Origin of the sequence: Aquimarina macrocephali (assembly GCF_051627225.1) — a bacterium.
GTDB classification, from domain to species: Bacteria; Bacteroidota; Bacteroidia; order Flavobacteriales; family Flavobacteriaceae; genus Aquimarina; species Aquimarina macrocephali.
In genome coordinates, this window is record NZ_CP151795.1 from 182,345 (window position 1) to 198,993 (window position 16,649).

Genomic DNA, 16,649 nt, shown 5'->3' on the forward strand with positions numbered 1-16,649 from the left:
TCAATACAAAATGAAAGCTTTTTATATCATATCATTCTTTATATTATTTCTTCTGCACCAAAATATAACGGCACAGTTACAAGTTCACTCTTTTGAGTCTATAGAAGATAAAATGACTATTGCTCCAAAACCTTTAGTTGTATTTATTCATACAGATTGGTGTATGTATTGCAAAAACATGGAGAATACAACTTTTAAGAATAATGATATTATACAACAGTTAAACGAAAACTTCTATTTCACTTCACTAAATGGTGAAAGTCGTGAAACTATACATTTTCTAGACAACTCTTTTCGTTTTCAGCCTAACGGAAATAAAACCGGAGTACATCAATTAGCCAGAGAACTTGCTACAGTAAATAACCAAATTGGTTATCCAACATTAGCAATATTGAACGATAAGTATGAAATCATATTTCAGCAACAATCTTTCATAAGTGCTAAAGAATTTATAAAAATATTAAACAAACTTTCTAAAAATGATTTATAAAAAATTATTGCTACTGCTTCTTGTTTTTACATTTTTTTCTTGTAAAAAAGAAGTGAAAGACAAAAATCAAAAATTACAGGTCGTAACCACCACTTCTATGATTACCGATATGGTTAAAAACATAGGTGGAGATTTAATTGACGTTCAGGGATTAATGGGAAGTGGTGTCGATCCTCATTTATACAAAGCCAGTGAAGGTGATGTATCTAAATTAGTGAATGCCGATGTAATCTTTTATAATGGCTTGCATCTAGAAGGAAAACTAGTAGAAGTATTTGAAAAAATGAAGTATCAGGATATTAATACCATAGCTATTGGAGAAAGTTTAGACAAAAACACTTTAATAGGCTCTGATTATTTTGCTTCTAATTACGATCCGCATATATGGTTTAGTGTTGAAAATTGGAAAATCATAACATCTTTTGTTATACATAAACTTACTGAGATAGATCCAAAAAATGCTGAAGCTTTTAAAATTAATGGAAAAGCATATTTAGCTAAACTTAATGAATTAGAGACCACATTAAAAAACACCATAGCTACCTTACCAAAAGAGAAGCGAATTCTGGTTACTGCACATGATGCTTTTAGTTATTTTGGGAAAGCATATGATTTTAATGTAGTTGGTTTACAGGGGTTATCTACCGCTACTGAAGCTGGAGTGCAAGATGTTCAAAAATTAGCTAAGTTTATTATTGAGAAGAAAGTAAAAGCTATTTTTGTAGAAAGCTCTGTTCCTAAACGAACTATTGAAGCTTTACAAGCTGCAGTAAAATCAAAGAATCATGAAGTAGCAATAGGTGGAACATTATTCTCTGATGCTTTAGGTAATGCAGGTACAAAAGAAGGTACTTATATTGGAATGTTTGAATATAATGTCAATACTATTATAAACGCACTGAAGTAAAAATAATATGGCAGATCCAACAGGAATAATTGTTAAAGCAAAAATTAACGAAAAATCATTACAGAAATTTTTAAATGAAAAACAAAAATCATTTGAAGATTTTGATTGGGATACTGCCATAAAAAAAGAATATAATACAGAAGAACGTGGGGCTAATAAAAGCAAAAAAATAATTTCTTTTTTTGCAGAGCTTTTATATTCTTGTAATAATAGCTCTGACAATGTTTTTCTATTTCATTACGACACCGAAAAACAAGAGTTTTTCTTTTCTTTTATTCTAAATTACGAGTATTATAGATACGAAAAATCCTTATTAACTACATGTAGGCAGTTGGCAAACTATATAGAACCCGCATATGACGCTTATGCATTTATAGTAGCCCCAGGCCCTCCTGACATCTATAGTTCTTTTTCTTTAAAACAAGAGAATATTAAGTATAAAGCATCTGATAAAATTGATAAAAATATAGCTCAAACATACCTTGATCAGTTTTGGAGTTTTAATGGGAAAGATAATTTTTATTGTGAACCAGAAGCAGCACTAAGAAAAAGAAATTATTACTATAAACCATTAAGAAATGCCTATAAAAAATTAAAGAAAGAAATAGAAGAAATAGAAAAACCATCAAAAATTAAAAAAGCGACCAAAGAGCATCCTTATTATCTTTTCGGTTCATTTTATACCTATGATGGTTTTGTTTTTGAAAATGAAACAAAAATAGAAAATGCCGACCCTCTTACTTTTAGAGAAATTGGACCTTTTTTTGTCGATAAAAATCATATTTTTAAATACTCCGCAATTAATATGGTCGAACCTTTTGATATAAGAAATTGGAATGAAATAAAATTTGAATACATTATTATTGATGGAATTGACGGAGCTACTTTTACACACCTCAAGAAACAACATTCTAGAGAAGCAACATATTGGAAAGATAAAAATTATATTTTTTGCGGTTCTGACTTACGAAAACTAGAATCTGCCGATATAGAAACTTTTGAATACTTAGATTTTGCTTATGGAAAAGATAAAAATCATGTGTATTTCCAAGATCAGATTATTGATATAGATATTCAACACTATAAATTAAACAAAAATGGTTTTATCTATGATAATAAAAACATCTATCACTATCAAAAAAAAATCGATCTGGATGCAAATACATTTGAGGTAATATCATACGAATCTGAAACAAATGTTTTTTTGGGACCATTTGTATTAGTCGACAAACACGGAAAATACAAATACGAAATCAAACATAATCAAGATACAGAAATCGAGAAATTAGACTAGTAATAAGAAGAATCATATTGTATAATTTTATTATGTACAGCTAAAAATTAAAACCTGATGAATACAAATACAACCTTAAAAGAGATTGATAATATACATTCATTAGCTATTGAATCAGCGAATCAAAAAAATCTTTCGGGATACATGTCTGTATTTGCAGATGAACTGTTATATAAACAACTTGATGGAAAAATCATTGGCAAAAAACAATTAACTAAAGATACAAAAAAATACTTTTCAAGAATTTCATCTACTAAAAGCAGTTACAAACGTATTGATTCTAAACTTGAAGCTTATAAATTTTCTGAAACTTTAATTCAGGAAGCCGAAGTTACTATTCGTATTTTTATTTTCTTTAGAAAAAAGTGGAAAGTCTCACGAAAAGGAATTTATAATTGGTCTATAATTAATGGAAAATGGAAAATCACAGAAGTAGATGTGTTAGAAGAACAAATAAACTAAAAGTATATTATTAAATTCCATCCTAAATGAAAGAACAAAAAATCGCAGTTCAAATAGATGATTTAACTGTAGCTTACAATTATAAGCCTGTACTATGGGATATTGACCTTGCTATACCAGAAGGGGTACTTATGGCTATTGTGGGTCCAAATGGGGCAGGAAAATCTACCTTGATAAAATCGATTTTAGATATCATTAAACCCATTGCAGGAAGTATTCAAATCTATGGAAAGCCCTATAAAAAACAACGCTCTCTGGTAGCTTATGTTCCTCAAAAAGGAAGTGTAGATTGGGATTTTCCTACCACTGCTCTAGATGTAGTAATGATGGGAACCTATGGGAGTTTAGGGTGGATCAAAAGACCAGGGCAAAAACAGAAAAAAGCTGCTCTTGAAGCATTAGAAAAAGTAGGCATGCTTTCTTTTAAAAGCAGACAGATTAGTCAGCTATCCGGAGGACAACAACAACGTATCTTTTTAGCAAGGGCTTTAGTTCAAAATGCATCTATCTATTTTATGGATGAACCCTTTCAAGGAGTCGATGCTACCACAGAAAAGGCAATTATTAACATCTTAAAAGAACTTAGAAAAGCCGGAAAAACAGTAATTGTAGTACATCATGACTTGCAAACAGTACCCGAATATTTTGATTGGGTTACTTTCCTTAATGTAAAAAAGATCGCTACCGGACCGGTAAAAGACATTTTTAATGATGATAACTTAACCAAAACCTACGGGATTAATTACAAGGTTAGTGTACAACAGTAAAAGTTGATAGCTTATAGTTGATCGGTAATAGATACCCTATCGAACATCAACTATACACCAACAATAATCAACCTAATAACATGGATATAAAAGAATACATAGAACTTGTCTTTACAGATTATACCTTACGTACTATTACATTAGGAACTGCAGTACTTGGTGCCATATGTGGTATGTTAGGTAGTTTTGCTGTATTGCGTAAGCAAAGCTTATTAGGTGATGCAATTTCTCATGCCGCATTACCCGGTATTGCTATCGCTTTTCTAATTATTGGCACAAAAAATAGTTCTGCATTTCTATTAGGAGCATTAATTAGTGGTTTAATTGGTACTTTTTGGATCCGTGGTATAACCAGTAAAACGCATCTTAAATCTGATACAGCTTTAGGTCTCATATTATCGTTATTTTTTGGATTTGGAATGCTACTACTAACCTATATCCAGAAAATGCCAAATGCTAATCAGGCCGGTTTAGAAAGTTATCTTTTTGGGCAGGCAGCCACACTTCTAGAAAGTGATGTATGGCTTATGATCATCGTTACTGGAATCAGCTTGGTCGTTTTATTATTATTCTGGAAAGAACTCAAAATATTATTATTCGATGCTGATTACACTAAAACATTGGGGTTTAACACTAGATTCTTAGACATTCTTATCACTACATTTATTGTAATTGCTATCGTATTAGGGTTACAAACTGTAGGGGTCGTATTAATGAGTGCCATGTTATTGGCTCCTGCGGCAGCGGCAAGACAATGGACAAACAATCTATCCGTAATGGTTATTTTGGCAGCAATTTTTGGCGCATTCTCCGGAGTCTTCGGGACTGCTATCAGCGCCAGTCACAATAACTTATCTACAGGACCCGTAATTGTATTAGTTGCTGGTGTTTTTGTATTATTTTCTTTTATATTTTCTCCTGGCCGTGGACTACTATTTAGAGAAATCCGATTTAGAAAAAACAGAAGTGATCTTCAATTACATAAAACATTATCTTTTATGTATAATATTGCCAGTACACACGAAAATATTGCTCATCCACATGCAATTAAAATCTTAAATAACTTTCAGGGTTTCACCAGAAAATCACTTCAAAAACTAGAAGATAAAGATTATGTCAAAATTGAGGGCAGTATGTGGTCCCTAACCGAGTCTGGATATAAAACTGCTTCCAATTTATATGATCAATTAACAAAAGAAGAGAATGAGTAACGCACAGATAGAAATACAACTAATTGCCAGCCTGGTAGCAATAGCTTGCGCTATCCCAGGAACTTTTTTAGTATTACGAAAAATGGCATTAATCACTGATGCAATTAGTCATTCAATCTTGCCAGGTATTGTGATTGGTTTTTTTATTACTCATGACTTATCATCACCTTTATTGATTATTCTTGCTGCTGCAAGCGGTGTCATTACTGTAATATTGGTAGAGTTTATCCAAAAGACAGGCTTAGTAAAAGAAGATACTGCAATAGGTCTCGTTTTTCCTGCCTTGTTTAGTATTGGGATCATACTTATTGCACAGAATGCAAATGATGTACACCTAGATGTTGATGCTGTATTATTAGGAGAACTTGCCTTTGCCCCCTTTGATCGATTAATTATAGGAGGCACAGATGTAGGTCCTAAATCTTTATGGATCATAGGTACTATATTATTGATTACACTAGGTCTATTATTTGCATTTTTTAAGGAACTAAAAGTAAGTACATTCGATGCAGGTTTAGCTTCTGCTCTTGGATTATCACCTGTAGTTATGCATTATGGACTAATGACTGTTTCATCAATCACTACGGTAGGTGCTTTTGACGCAGTTGGTGCTATTTTGGTCATTGCATTAATGATTGCTCCTGCCGCTACTGCTTATCTACTAACAAATGACTTAAAAAAAATGCTTCTGTTATCTGTTATATTTGGAGTTAGTAGTGCCATTATAGGATATTGGGTAGCACATGCATTAGATACATCTATTTCTGGATCAATGACTACAGTATTAGGATTAGTTTTCTTATTCGTATACTTATTTGCTCCCAACAAAGGTTTGTTTTCTGTGTTGTATAGACAAAAACAACAACGTATCGAGGTTTCCTTACTCACCTTTCTTCTTCACTTGGGGAACCACCATGAAGAGGAAGAACGGCATGTAAAACACTTAAATGAACATATTAACTGGCAGAAGGTACAATCAAAATCTGTTTTGAATCTGGCACTTAAAAACAATATGATCACAATTAATAATGATATTGTTTCTTTAACTAAAAAAGGGAAAAATTTCACAACAGAAGCAATTGATTATATTGTAACTAATAAAAATTCTGAAATCGAAAACATGAAGGATCGGTTTTTTCTATTTAGAGGTTAAAACCTGTATATTTAAAGGAAAAAAGGGAAATGTTCTCATCTTTAAAAAAGAATTTTATACCACTATCCATTATTATTATTTTAATCAGTTGTACTTCCTATGCTCAGGAAAAACCTGTTCGTTTAGTAGAAGAGAAACAGAAAAAAAGAACAATCATATATGTCCAAAATGATACGGATACAGATAAGAGTGTATTTTTAAAAGTAAATCCGACTGGATATCGCAGGAGTGCGCAACGACCTATTATTAAAAATATCCCTGCCAAAGGTAAAATACAAATGCTCATCCTTATTCCATTAACAAATATTGAATCTCATTATACATATAATCTGGTTATAAATGAAGAATTAGAATCTATAGATGTAAAGCATGGTAAAAGTTTAAAAAAGAAGGATAGCATTTGAGTTATAACCACCTAAAAAGTTTGATTTATATATACGAACTCTAAGGTTAGAAAGAGTATAAAAAAAATGAATCTCCATCTGTCATTATTTAGCTTTTGTAAGCGAAAATAATTATAAAACTGATTTAACATAGAAATCTATATATTTAGGCTTAAAAAATCTAATCGACACTAAACTCTATGAATCAAACAAAACCCCCATGGTACTTTCTTCTTCTGGTTATTTTAGCCGGGGAATCTGTTTTTATTCTTCCATTTGTTCTTTCACGAGTATTTAGACCAACGGTACTTGAGGTATTTAACTTAGACAATGTTCAGTTAGGTATATGTTTCTCTATTTATGGAATTGTAGCTCTAATATCTTATCTTTTTGGAGGTGCATTGGCTGATAAGTTTCCTCCAAGAAAATTGATCGCAACGGCACTATGGATGACTGCCTTGGGAGGATTAATATATGCTAGTTTCCCTAACTATACAGTATTAAAAGTGCTTTATGGTTATTGGGGGTTTACTACTATATTTTTATTCTGGGCTCCTATGATCAAGGCTACTCGCGTCTGGGGTGGCACCACTTCTCAAGGTAAAGCATTTGGGTTTTTAGACGGTGGTCGAGGATTGGTTGGTGCTCTATTCGGAGTCTTGGGAGTATTTATTTTTTCACTATTTATTAGTTCAGAAATCTCTGAGGTGACTACTTCTGAAAGCAGAGCTGCTTTTAAATATGTAATCTTAGTATCCTCTGGCATTGTTGGCATTGTAGGAGTATTGGTTTGGCTATTTATGAAAATGGACCATACATTAGAAAAACAAATTATATTAGAGAAGATCACAATATCGCAAGTGCAAGAAGTACTGCGTTTACCTTCTGTTTGGCTACTCATGATTATTATCCTATGCGCTTATGTAGGCTATAAAATTACCGATGTATTTTCACTATATGCTCAAGATGTTATGTTATATGATCAAGTACAATCAGCTCAAGTGGGTACATTTTTGTTATTTATCCGACCCATTATTGGAGTTTTAATTGGAATATTAGCCGACCGCTCACAAACCACCTTTTGGTTACTTATTAGTTTTGTAGTTTCACTTTTCGGAGCATTATTGTTTGCCTCAGGCATAATTTCAGATTCTGCAACAGCTTTATTTTTTATATCAATTTTAGTGGTAGCAACGGGAGTGTATGCGGCTCGTTCTTTATACTTTGCAGTAATGCAGAGAGGGAAAATTCCATTGGTTCTTACAGGAACTGCTGTTGGGATTATTTCTCTTATAGGCTATACTCCTGATATATTTGCGGGACCTGCAATGGGATATCTTCTAGAAAATTCACCTGGGCCAGAAGGGCATCAACATGTGTTTTGGATGTTAGCTCTATTTTCTTTTATTGGTGGCATAGCTGCCTGGTATTATCACAAACTATATAGCACACAAAAAAGTAAGTATAAGGAGGTCTCAAAAAATTAATTACTGTTTTTTTTCTCTCGAATCAAAAAGCACAAATTGATACTCACCCATTAATCACAAAACCCATATTAACTACAGCTATGTGTATCAAACGTTCTTATAGCGTGTACTCAATCCCTAAGTTAAAAACTGATGTTTTTATAGAATTGTCCCTTTCAATTAAACTAAAGAAAAATCTACCATTAATCCCAAAATGATTGGATAATCTATAACCTGCCCCTACAGTTAAACCTAAATCAAATTTATCATATTCTGATGAAAAAGGTAAAACATTAATATCTTGAAACTGTTCAAAGGGGTCTTCTTTAATTTTTTGTTTACGGTCAATTATATACCCAAATTGAGGTCCCATTTCCATATAAAAATCATTCGTAAATGAATATTGTACTATAATAGGTACTATAACTGTAGACTCATTTATATTGACCTTAAAATCTGAAGCTATAGGTACTTCATTAGCCCCTCCTCTAATCTCAAAACCTTTTGCCAAAAATTTGGATCCTTGCATTGCAAAAAGCACCTCAGGTTGTATTTTTATTTTTTTATGGATGTTTATGTTTATAAACCCTCCAAAGTAGAATCCAAATTTTCTTCTATATTCAGCAACATTAATTCCTGCAATAATCACATCAGGAGTATATTTTGCATAATTCGCCCCTCCTTTCAATCCAAATTTTGAATTAACTTCTTGTCCATTAACAGAAACTATCCATAATGCAAGCACTAATACTAGTAATAAATTCCTTTTTCCCATTTTCTATTTTATTATTTTAATCTTATCTAATAGGTATATATCTTAAGTAACAAAAATGTTACTCCTATTAAGATATTTTATAGTGTACAAATGTATATAGTTGTTAGGCATGGTAATAAAAAAACCACGACAGCTATTGTCGTGGTTTACTATTTTAGAAATAATGCTTCTTAAAATTCTCTATTCATATCCCAGGCTTCCAGGTAGTCTTTTACTCGTTGTACAAACTGTCCTCCTAGTGCACCATTAACAACTCTGTGATCATAAGAGTGTGATAAGAACATTTTATATCGAATACCGATAAAGTCTCCTTCTGGCGTTTCAATAACAGCAGGAACCTTTCTGATTGCTCCCAGAGCCAAAATACCTACTTGTGGTTGATTGATAATTGGCGTACCCATAATACTTCCAAATGTACCTACATTAGTTACTGTATACGTACCACCTTGTATATCATCCGGTTTTAAAGCATTATTACGTGCTCTATTTGCAAGATCGTTAACCGCTTTAGTCATTCCTACCAAATTCAATTGATCTGCGTTCTTAATTACCGGTACAATCAAATTACCATCAGATAAAGCCGCAGCCATACCCAGGTTAATATTTTTCTTTTTGATAATTGTATCTCCAGAGATAGAGATATTCATCATTGGAAAATCTTTAATAGCTTTAGCAACTGCTTCCATAAAAATAGGAGTAAACGTAAGGTTCTCTCCTTCTCTCTTCATGAAATCTCCTTTTACTTTCTTTCTCCAGTTCCAGATATTGGTTACATCGGCTTCTATAAATGACTGTACATGAGCTGAAGTCTGTACAGATTCGACCATATGATGTGCAATAAGCTTACCCATTCTGGTCATTTCTATAATCTCATCTTCTCCTGATGCTACTACCGGTGCTGCTTTTGAAATTTCTTGCTTTTTAGCAGGAGCAGCTGGTTTTGCTTGTGCTTCTTCTTTTGCAGGCTGTATTGCTGGTTGTGTTTTTATTTTTCCATTTTTGCGGTCGTCTACAAATTGTAAAATATCATTTTTGGTAACGCGACCATCTTTACCTGTTCCAGAAATAGCTTCTAATTCATTCAATGAAACATTTTCTGTTGCAGCAATATTCTTTACTAATGGAGAATAAAACTTACTACTTCCAGAAAAATCAGTTGCATTTCCTGCTACTGCTGTTTCTGTCATTTGCGTTTCTAATACTACCGCTTCTTTTGGAGTTCCCTCAACTTTAGCAGTAGTTTCTTGTGGAGTCGAATCTACAGCTCCTTCACCTTCAGTTTCTATTACAGCTATAACTTGGCCTACCTGTACTACATCATCAACATCAAAAAGTTTTTCTACCAGTACACCTTCTACCTCACTAGGTACCTCACTATCTACCTTATCAGTCGCTATTTCAACAACTGCATCATCTAATTCAATAGTATCTCCAACCTCTTTTAACCAAGTTGTTATTGTTGCCTCTGCAACACTCTCACCCATTTTTGGAAGTTTCAGCTCAAATTTTGCCATATTCTTAATCAAAAGTGTTTATAAGTTATGTTTTTTGCGAATTTAATTAAAATTCAGCTTAAAAATTATTTTTTTCGTATTAAAATTTACTTAATATCTATATCTTCAAGTTTACAGATACTTCTAAATATATGCAAATCAAGGACTCTTTAATGCATTCTCAAAAGGAATTCGATTAAGTATACTTCTTCCCAAAGTAACTTCATCTGCATACTCCAGCTCATCATTAACACCAATTCCCCGGGCAATAGTAGAGGTTTTTACAGGTATTCCTTCCAATTGTTTATACATATAGAAGTTAGTAGTATCCCCCTCCATCGTTGCACTTAATGCAAATATTAATTCTTTTACTTCTCCAGATTTAACTTTCTCAATCAAAGAACTAATATTTAATTCTTGTGGACCGATACCATCTAATGGGCTTATCTTACCTCCTAAAACGTGATATAATCCTCTAAATTGACCTGTACTCTCTATAGCCATTACATCCCGTATATCTTCTACAACACAAATGATTTCACGGTTTCTACCTGGATTACTACAGATATCACAAATATCCGTATCACTAATACTATGACATGTAGAGCAAAATTTAATATCCTCTCGTAATGTCCCCAAAGCTTTTGTTAAATGTTGGGTCTGGGTTTCTGGCTGTCTAAGTAAATGTAATACTAATCGAAGTGCTGTACGTTTTCCTATCCCTGGCAATTGAGACATTTCATAAACTGCGTTCTCTAATAATTTTGAAGAAAATTCCATAGCTCGACAAATTTAGCGTTTTTAATGGTGAACTCCGCCCAGAGTTCCACTCTTTAAACAAAAAATTATGTTTTTATATCATAATGACATTTTTTATCCCTATAACCTTAGTAGCTAATCATAAAAGATAATTACAGAGGGTAAAATGAAAGTTTTATAACGATTAGGAAAACTCGACTTAAATTTAATTTTGAGATATAAACTATGATAATCTTAACTATACAATTAAGGCCTTTTTGTTACTTTTACTGCAAAAGTAAAAGTAATGTTAGATACTCTTTCTGAAGAAACGCAGCTTATTTTAATGATCATAGTCATTGCTATCTTATTCGTAGCAGTATCCTGGAATACCAAACGAAATAAAAATAAACTGTATGATCGTGATAAACGTAATTTTAGACAGAATTATCAAAAAAAGAAAAAGAAGAAATAACTATAGCTGTAACATGAAAAAAACATATGTTAGAAAGGCTACATCAAAAGATATAGAATGGATAAATAACACCTATCAAAACATAGATTTTGTAGCATCAGATTTTAATACCGAATATATTGCTTTAGCAGAAATTGAAGATGTAAAATGTGGGCTGGGAAGAGTTGTCAATATTGATGAAAACAACTTAGAATTAGGAGGAATGTATGTATTAGATCAATTTCGAGGAATGGGAATTGCAGAGAAAATCATCCTGCATTTATTAAAAAATCATGAGCAACATAAAAAAATATGGTGTCTTCCTTTTGAACATCTTCAAAGCTTTTATAATAGGTTTGGTTTTCTAGATCAAAAAACACACGATTATAAAATTCCGGATAAAATATATGCTAAACACAAATGGTGTAATCAAAACTATACTAAGGATGTACTTTTATTAGTTAAGTAGTTATCATCCATTAAAACAAACTTGCAATTCAATGAAAATATATACTAAAACAGGTGATAAAGGAACCACAGCCCTTTTTGGTGGCACCAGGGTACCTAAACACCATATTCGTATTGACAGTTATGGTACTGTTGATGAACTTAATTCACATATCGGGCTTATCAGAGATCAAAAAATTGATGAACTCAGCAAAAAAATATTAATTAATATACAGGATAAACTCTTTACAGTTGGAGCTGTTTTAGCGACTGATCCTGAAAAAGCTATATTAAAAAGTGGGCAAAAACGGCTAAATATACCTACAATTTCTACAGAAGATATCGAGTTGTTAGAAAAAGAAATCGATAGAATGAACGAATCTTTGCCACCAATGACACATTTTGTATTGCCTGGAGGGCATCAAACTGTGTCATTCTGTCACATTGCTCGCTGTGTATGCCGAAGAGCAGAGCGTTTAGCAACGGCACTGTATGAAATAGCTCCTTTTGAAGAAACAACATTACACTACTTAAACCGACTATCTGACTATCTTTTTGTACTGGCACGAAAGTTGTCCTTCGATCTTAAGGCAGAAGAAATTGAGTGGATTCCTAAAAAGAATTCTTAAAATTTAATATCTGTTAAAATTAGTAAGGGAAGCCCCCTAAAAATTCACGTTCTTATAATTATTGTTTAAATAATTGATTTTTTACTTGACTTTTTAAACTAAAAAATTATTTTTGCAAAAAATTAAACCAGTAAACATATGTATTGGACTTTAGAATTAGCATCTTATTTAAGTGATGCACCTTGGCCAGCTACAAAAGACGAGCTAATAGATTATGCAATTCGTACTGGAGCACCTCTGGAGGTTGTAGAAAATCTACAAGCAATTGAAGATGAAGGAGATTCGTATGACTCTATAGAGGAAATATGGCCTGATTATCCTACCGACGAAGATTATCTTTGGAATGAGGATGAATATTAAAAAAATGAAATAGTATTAAAAGTCTCGCAAGAGGCTTTTTTTTTGCGTAAATTATGCCACTTTATGGCTATTTACAGCTCAAGAGTATTGTATAATATGACCACTTAGGTCCTGAGATAGTGATAGACTTCAGATATTGAGGTCAAATTTGAATGTTCCTTTATTATAGGAAACCAATTAGTTTCGTTTTGAAATTAAAATCTCATTAAACACACAACCATAAAATTATGGGAATTTTAGATTCTGTATTAAAAGTATTTGTTGGAGATAAATCCAAAAAAGATATTAAAGAAATTCAACCAAAGGTCGAATTGATAAAACAAGCAGAAACGGCTCTTGAAGGCCTTTCTCATGATGAACTGCGTGCTAAAACTGTTGATTTTAAAAATAGAATAAATGAAGCTCGCACAGAAATCAATACCAAAATAGAAACACTTACCGAGGAAGCTAATAACACAGAAGATATTGATAGAAAAGAAGATATCTATGGTGAAATCGATAAATTAAAGGAAGAAGCGTATGAAATCACAGAAAAAGCGCTAAACGATATTCTTCCCGAAGCCTTTGCCGTTATAAAAGAAACTGCAAAACGTTTTACTAATAATGAAAGCATCGAAGTTACGGCTTCTGCTTATGACCGAGAACTCTCTGGCACCAGAGATCACATTACTCTTGATGGTGAACAAGCCATTTGGGCAACAAGTTGGGATGCTGCTGGTAAAGAAGTAAAGTGGGATATGGTCCATTACGATGTACAGCTTGTTGGTGGTATTACACTACACGAAGGAAACGTAGCAGAGATGCAGACAGGAGAAGGAAAAACCCTGGTTGCAACACTCCCTGTATACCTTAATGCACTATCTGGTAATGGTGTTCATCTAGTAACTGTAAATGACTACCTTGCTCGTCGTGATAGCGAGTGGATGGCTCCAATTTTTCAGTTTCATGGGCTTACTGTAGATTGTGTTGATAACCACAGACCTAACTCTGCAGAACGTAGAGCAGCCTATAATGCAGATATTACTTACGGAACCAATAATGAATTTGGTTTTGATTATCTACGTGATAATATGTCTCATGCTCCAGAAGATCTGGTACAACGTCCTCATAATTATGCAATTATAGATGAAGTAGATTCTGTATTAATTGATGATGCCCGTACACCATTAATTATTTCTGGACCAATACCAAAAGGAGATATCCATGAATTTGATGAGTTAAAGCCTAAGATTGCTGATATCGTTTCAGTACAACAAAAATACCTTACTACCGTTTTAGCTGAAGCCAAAAAATTAATTAAAGAAGGTGACGCCAAAGAAGGAGGTTTTAAATTACTACAAGTATACCGAGGGATTCCTAAAAATAAGGCCTTAATTAAGTTTTTAAGTGAGGATGGCGTAAAAATGCTACTTCAAAAAACAGAAAACTTCTATATGCAGGATAATAACAGAGAAATGCATAAGATTGATGCAGATCTGTATTACGTAATAGAAGAGAAAAACAATCAAATAGATCTTACCGATAAAGGTGTAGAATATCTTTCGGGAAAAGATGATCCGGACTTCTTTGTACTACCACAAATTGGTATGGAAATCGCTAAAATCGAAGGCTTTGAATTATCAAAAGAAGAAGAAGCAGAAAAGAAAGAAGATCTTTTTAGAGATTATAGTGTAAAAAGTGAACGTATTCACACTTTACGTCAACTATTAAAAGCATATTCCTTATTCGAGAAAGATGTAGAATATGTAGTAATGGATAATAAAGTAAAAATTGTTGATGAGCAGACAGGTCGTATTATGGATGGGCGTCGATACAGTGATGGATTGCACCAGGCTATTGAAGCCAAAGAAAATGTAAAGATTGAAGATGCAACACAGACTTTTGCTACGGTGACACTTCAGAACTATTTCCGTATGTACGGTAAGTTGTCTGGTATGACAGGTACTGCAGTAACAGAAGCAGGAGAGCTTTGGGAAATCTATAAACTGGATGTTATAGAAATACCAACCAACAGACCGATTGCCAGAAAAGATATGGAAGATTTGGTATACAAGACCAAACGTGAAAAATATAATGCCGTAATAGAACAAGTTACAGAGTTATCCCGAGCAGGAAGACCAGTATTAATTGGTACCACTTCTGTAGAAATTTCAGAATTATTAGGACGAATGCTTACGATTCGTAAAGTACCGCATAATGTATTGAATGCGAAGCTTCATAAAAAAGAAGCCGATATTGTTGCCGAAGCTGGTAATGCAGGTGTAGTTACTATTGCTACCAATATGGCTGGTCGTGGTACAGATATCAAATTATCTGATGAAGTAAAAGCTGCAGGTGGACTTGCAATCGTTGGTACAGAACGTCATGATTCTCGTCGTGTAGACAGACAGTTACGTGGTCGTGCCGGTCGACAAGGAGATCCAGGTAGTTCTCAGTTCTATGTATCTCTAGAAGATAACCTGATGCGTTTATTTGGTTCTGAACGTATTGCCAAAATGATGGATAGAATGGGACTAAAAGAAGGAGAAGTAATCCAACATTCTATGATTTCTAAATCCATAGAAAGAGCCCAGAAAAAAGTAGAAGAAAATAATTTCGGTGTTCGTAAACGATTATTAGAATATGATGATGTAATGAATGCACAACGTGAAGTTGTATATAAACGTCGTTATCATGCTTTATTTGGAGAACGTCTTCGTGTTGATATTGCCAATATGATCTATGACACTGTAGAAGTGATCACAGAAGGAAATAAAGCTGCTCAGGACTTTAAAAATTTCGAATTCGAATTGATCAGATATTTCTCTATGAGTAGTCCGATTTCTGCAGAAGAATTCGAAAAAATGGATCCTCTAAAAATTGCAGGAGAAGTTTATAAAGTTGCATATGAGCATTATCAGGATAAAATGAAACGTAATGCAGATGCCGCATATCCTGTAATCAAACAAGTATACGAAGATCCTGCCAGTAAGTATGAAAGAATCTTAGTACCATTTACAGATGGAGTAAAAAGTATAAATGTTGCTACTGATTTGCAAAAAGCATATGAGTCTGAAGGAAAACAACTTATTACCGATTTTGAAAAAAATATTACACTTGCTATTATTGATGATGCCTGGAAAACACATCTTCGTAAAATGGACGAGTTAAAACAAAGTGTACAATTAGCTGTTCATGAGCAAAAAGATCCGTTATTAATCTATAAGTTTGAAGCTTTTGAGTTGTTTAAAGCCATGATTGAAGAGGTAAATAAAGATGTGATTTCATTTTTATTTAAAGGAGAATTACCAACAGGTAATACTCAAGACATTTCTGAAGCTCGCCAGGTGCGAAGAAAAGAAAACCTAGAAACTTCTAAAGAAGAAATTCCTAATATGGATGAGCGTGCGGCACAAAATAAAGCTGCAGGACAAACACAAGGGAGACCACAGGTCACTGAAACTATTGTACGAGAACAACCAAAAATCGGGCGTAATGATAGAGTAACTATCAAACATGTGATGAGTGGTGAAAATAAAACAGTAAAATACAAACAAGCAATCCCACTGATCGAAAAAGGAGAATGGGTACTTGTGAATGAATAAATCATTTCTTATGTAAACACGAAAGCCGGAAGAATA

17 protein-coding genes are annotated in these 16,649 nt (G+C 33.1%); 14 read left to right on the top strand and 3 right to left on the bottom strand.

All coding sequences use genetic code 11. From position 1 onward, the window contains the following. Nucleotides 1-10: 10 nt before the first annotated feature. The 9 genes from AAFU52_RS00775 (at nt 11) to AAFU52_RS00815 (ending at nt 8,154) form a co-directional block, all read left to right on the top strand. The gene (locus AAFU52_RS00775) at nt 11-490 is read left to right on the top strand and encodes a thioredoxin family protein (protein ID WP_438424726.1); all 480 of its coding nucleotides are present in this window, start codon (nt 11-13) and stop codon (nt 488-490) included. Further along, on the top strand, nt 480-1,397 hold the full coding sequence (locus AAFU52_RS00780; RefSeq protein ID WP_438424728.1) for a metal ABC transporter solute-binding protein, Zn/Mn family: 918 nt from the start codon (nt 480-482) through the stop codon (nt 1,395-1,397). The genes AAFU52_RS00775 and AAFU52_RS00780 overlap by 11 nt, the downstream gene beginning before the upstream one ends. A 7-nt stretch (nt 1,398-1,404) precedes the next feature. Beyond that, nucleotides 1,405-2,691, top strand: coding sequence for a DKNYY domain-containing protein (locus AAFU52_RS00785; RefSeq protein ID WP_438424730.1), 1,287 nt, complete (start codon nt 1,405-1,407; stop codon nt 2,689-2,691). Nucleotides 2,692-2,748: 57 nt separating this feature from the next. Continuing rightward, nucleotides 2,749-3,153, top strand: a complete 405-nt coding sequence (locus AAFU52_RS00790) for a hypothetical protein (protein WP_438424732.1) — start codon at nt 2,749-2,751, stop codon at nt 3,151-3,153. Between the two features lie 26 nt (nt 3,154-3,179). Continuing rightward, nucleotides 3,180-3,920: a metal ABC transporter ATP-binding protein gene (locus tag AAFU52_RS00795; RefSeq protein WP_438424735.1), complete on the top strand. Its 741-nt coding sequence runs from the start codon at nt 3,180-3,182 to the stop codon at nt 3,918-3,920. Between the two features lie 80 nt (nt 3,921-4,000). Beyond that, complete coding sequence (locus AAFU52_RS00800) at nt 4,001-5,131, top strand: metal ABC transporter permease (RefSeq protein WP_438424738.1); 1,131 nt, start codon at nt 4,001-4,003, stop codon at nt 5,129-5,131. Continuing rightward, nucleotides 5,124-6,284: a metal ABC transporter permease gene (locus AAFU52_RS00805; RefSeq protein ID WP_024771307.1), complete on the top strand. Its 1,161-nt coding sequence runs from the start codon at nt 5,124-5,126 to the stop codon at nt 6,282-6,284. Before AAFU52_RS00800 ends, AAFU52_RS00805 begins: the two co-directional genes overlap by 8 nt. Before the next feature lie 29 nt (nt 6,285-6,313). Further along, nucleotides 6,314-6,688, top strand: coding sequence for a hypothetical protein (locus tag AAFU52_RS00810; protein ID WP_438424740.1), 375 nt, complete (start codon nt 6,314-6,316; stop codon nt 6,686-6,688). Nucleotides 6,689-6,867: 179 nt separating this feature from the next. Continuing rightward, on the top strand, nt 6,868-8,154 hold the full coding sequence (locus tag AAFU52_RS00815) for an MFS transporter (protein ID WP_438424742.1): 1,287 nt from the start codon (nt 6,868-6,870) through the stop codon (nt 8,152-8,154). A gap of 97 nt (nt 8,155-8,251) precedes the next feature. On the opposite strand, the gene AAFU52_RS00820 is transcribed toward AAFU52_RS00815, so the two are convergent. The 3 genes from AAFU52_RS00820 to recR form a co-directional block, all read right to left on the bottom strand. After that, on the bottom strand, nt 8,252-8,908 hold the full coding sequence (locus AAFU52_RS00820) for a porin family protein (RefSeq protein WP_438424744.1): 657 nt from the start codon (nt 8,906-8,908) through the stop codon (nt 8,252-8,254). 170 nt (nt 8,909-9,078) lie between these two features. Next, the gene (locus tag AAFU52_RS00825) at nt 9,079-10,422 is read right to left on the bottom strand and encodes a dihydrolipoamide acetyltransferase family protein (protein WP_024771310.1); all 1,344 of its coding nucleotides are present in this window, start codon (nt 10,420-10,422) and stop codon (nt 9,079-9,081) included. A gap of 138 nt (nt 10,423-10,560) precedes the next feature. After that, nucleotides 10,561-11,181: a recombination mediator RecR gene (gene recR, locus AAFU52_RS00830; protein WP_024771311.1), complete on the bottom strand. Its 621-nt coding sequence runs from the start codon at nt 11,179-11,181 to the stop codon at nt 10,561-10,563. A gap of 265 nt (nt 11,182-11,446) precedes the next feature. Here recR and AAFU52_RS00835 point away from each other — a divergent pair, with 265 nt between their 5' ends. The 5 genes from AAFU52_RS00835 (at nt 11,447) to secA (ending at nt 16,613) form a co-directional block, all read left to right on the top strand. Next, nucleotides 11,447-11,614, top strand: a complete 168-nt coding sequence (locus AAFU52_RS00835; RefSeq protein WP_167549788.1) for a hypothetical protein — start codon at nt 11,447-11,449, stop codon at nt 11,612-11,614. 13 nt (nt 11,615-11,627) lie between these two features. Further along, nucleotides 11,628-12,062 (top strand): GNAT family N-acetyltransferase, encoded by a 435-nt coding sequence (locus tag AAFU52_RS00840; RefSeq protein ID WP_024771312.1) that lies wholly within the window; start codon nt 11,628-11,630, stop codon nt 12,060-12,062. A gap of 31 nt (nt 12,063-12,093) precedes the next feature. Beyond that, nucleotides 12,094-12,669, top strand: a complete 576-nt coding sequence (locus tag AAFU52_RS00845; RefSeq protein WP_024771313.1) for a cob(I)yrinic acid a,c-diamide adenosyltransferase — start codon at nt 12,094-12,096, stop codon at nt 12,667-12,669. Between the two features lie 138 nt (nt 12,670-12,807). Then, the gene (locus AAFU52_RS00850; protein ID WP_008272287.1) at nt 12,808-13,029 is read left to right on the top strand and encodes a DUF2795 domain-containing protein; all 222 of its coding nucleotides are present in this window, start codon (nt 12,808-12,810) and stop codon (nt 13,027-13,029) included. Nucleotides 13,030-13,256: 227 nt separating this feature from the next. Beyond that, entirely contained in the window at nt 13,257-16,613 is a 3,357-nt protein-coding gene (secA, locus tag AAFU52_RS00855) for a preprotein translocase subunit SecA (protein ID WP_024771314.1), read from the top strand. The last annotated feature ends 36 nt before the right edge of the window (nt 16,614-16,649 follow it).

What these genes read in the sequence shown, in the direction of transcription:
- AAFU52_RS00815 (WP_438424742.1), top strand. Translation starts at nt 6,868, where the DNA reads ATGAATCAAACAAAACCCCCATGGTACTTTCTTCTTCTGGTTATTTTA.
- AAFU52_RS00780 (WP_438424728.1), top strand. Translation starts at nt 480, where the DNA reads ATGATTTATAAAAAATTATTGCTACTGCTTCTTGTTTTTACATTTTTT.
- AAFU52_RS00810 (WP_438424740.1), top strand. Translation starts at nt 6,314, where the DNA reads ATGTTCTCATCTTTAAAAAAGAATTTTATACCACTATCCATTATTATT.
- AAFU52_RS00820 (WP_438424744.1), bottom strand. Translation starts at nt 8,908, where the DNA reads ATGGGAAAAAGGAATTTATTACTAGTATTAGTGCTTGCATTATGGATA.
- AAFU52_RS00795 (WP_438424735.1), top strand. Translation starts at nt 3,180, where the DNA reads ATGAAAGAACAAAAAATCGCAGTTCAAATAGATGATTTAACTGTAGCT.
- AAFU52_RS00800 (WP_438424738.1), top strand. Translation starts at nt 4,001, where the DNA reads ATGGATATAAAAGAATACATAGAACTTGTCTTTACAGATTATACCTTA.
- secA (WP_024771314.1), top strand. Translation starts at nt 13,257, where the DNA reads ATGGGAATTTTAGATTCTGTATTAAAAGTATTTGTTGGAGATAAATCC.
- AAFU52_RS00825 (WP_024771310.1), bottom strand. Translation starts at nt 10,422, where the DNA reads ATGGCAAAATTTGAGCTGAAACTTCCAAAAATGGGTGAGAGTGTTGCA.
- AAFU52_RS00785 (WP_438424730.1), top strand. Translation starts at nt 1,405, where the DNA reads ATGGCAGATCCAACAGGAATAATTGTTAAAGCAAAAATTAACGAAAAA.
- AAFU52_RS00775 (WP_438424726.1), top strand. Translation starts at nt 11, where the DNA reads ATGAAAGCTTTTTATATCATATCATTCTTTATATTATTTCTTCTGCAC.
- AAFU52_RS00850 (WP_008272287.1), top strand. Translation starts at nt 12,808, where the DNA reads ATGTATTGGACTTTAGAATTAGCATCTTATTTAAGTGATGCACCTTGG.
- recR (WP_024771311.1), bottom strand. Translation starts at nt 11,181, where the DNA reads ATGGAATTTTCTTCAAAATTATTAGAGAACGCAGTTTATGAAATGTCT.
- AAFU52_RS00790 (WP_438424732.1), top strand. Translation starts at nt 2,749, where the DNA reads ATGAATACAAATACAACCTTAAAAGAGATTGATAATATACATTCATTA.
- AAFU52_RS00845 (WP_024771313.1), top strand. Translation starts at nt 12,094, where the DNA reads ATGAAAATATATACTAAAACAGGTGATAAAGGAACCACAGCCCTTTTT.
- AAFU52_RS00835 (WP_167549788.1), top strand. Translation starts at nt 11,447, where the DNA reads ATGTTAGATACTCTTTCTGAAGAAACGCAGCTTATTTTAATGATCATA.
- AAFU52_RS00840 (WP_024771312.1), top strand. Translation starts at nt 11,628, where the DNA reads ATGAAAAAAACATATGTTAGAAAGGCTACATCAAAAGATATAGAATGG.
- AAFU52_RS00805 (WP_024771307.1), top strand. Translation starts at nt 5,124, where the DNA reads ATGAGTAACGCACAGATAGAAATACAACTAATTGCCAGCCTGGTAGCA.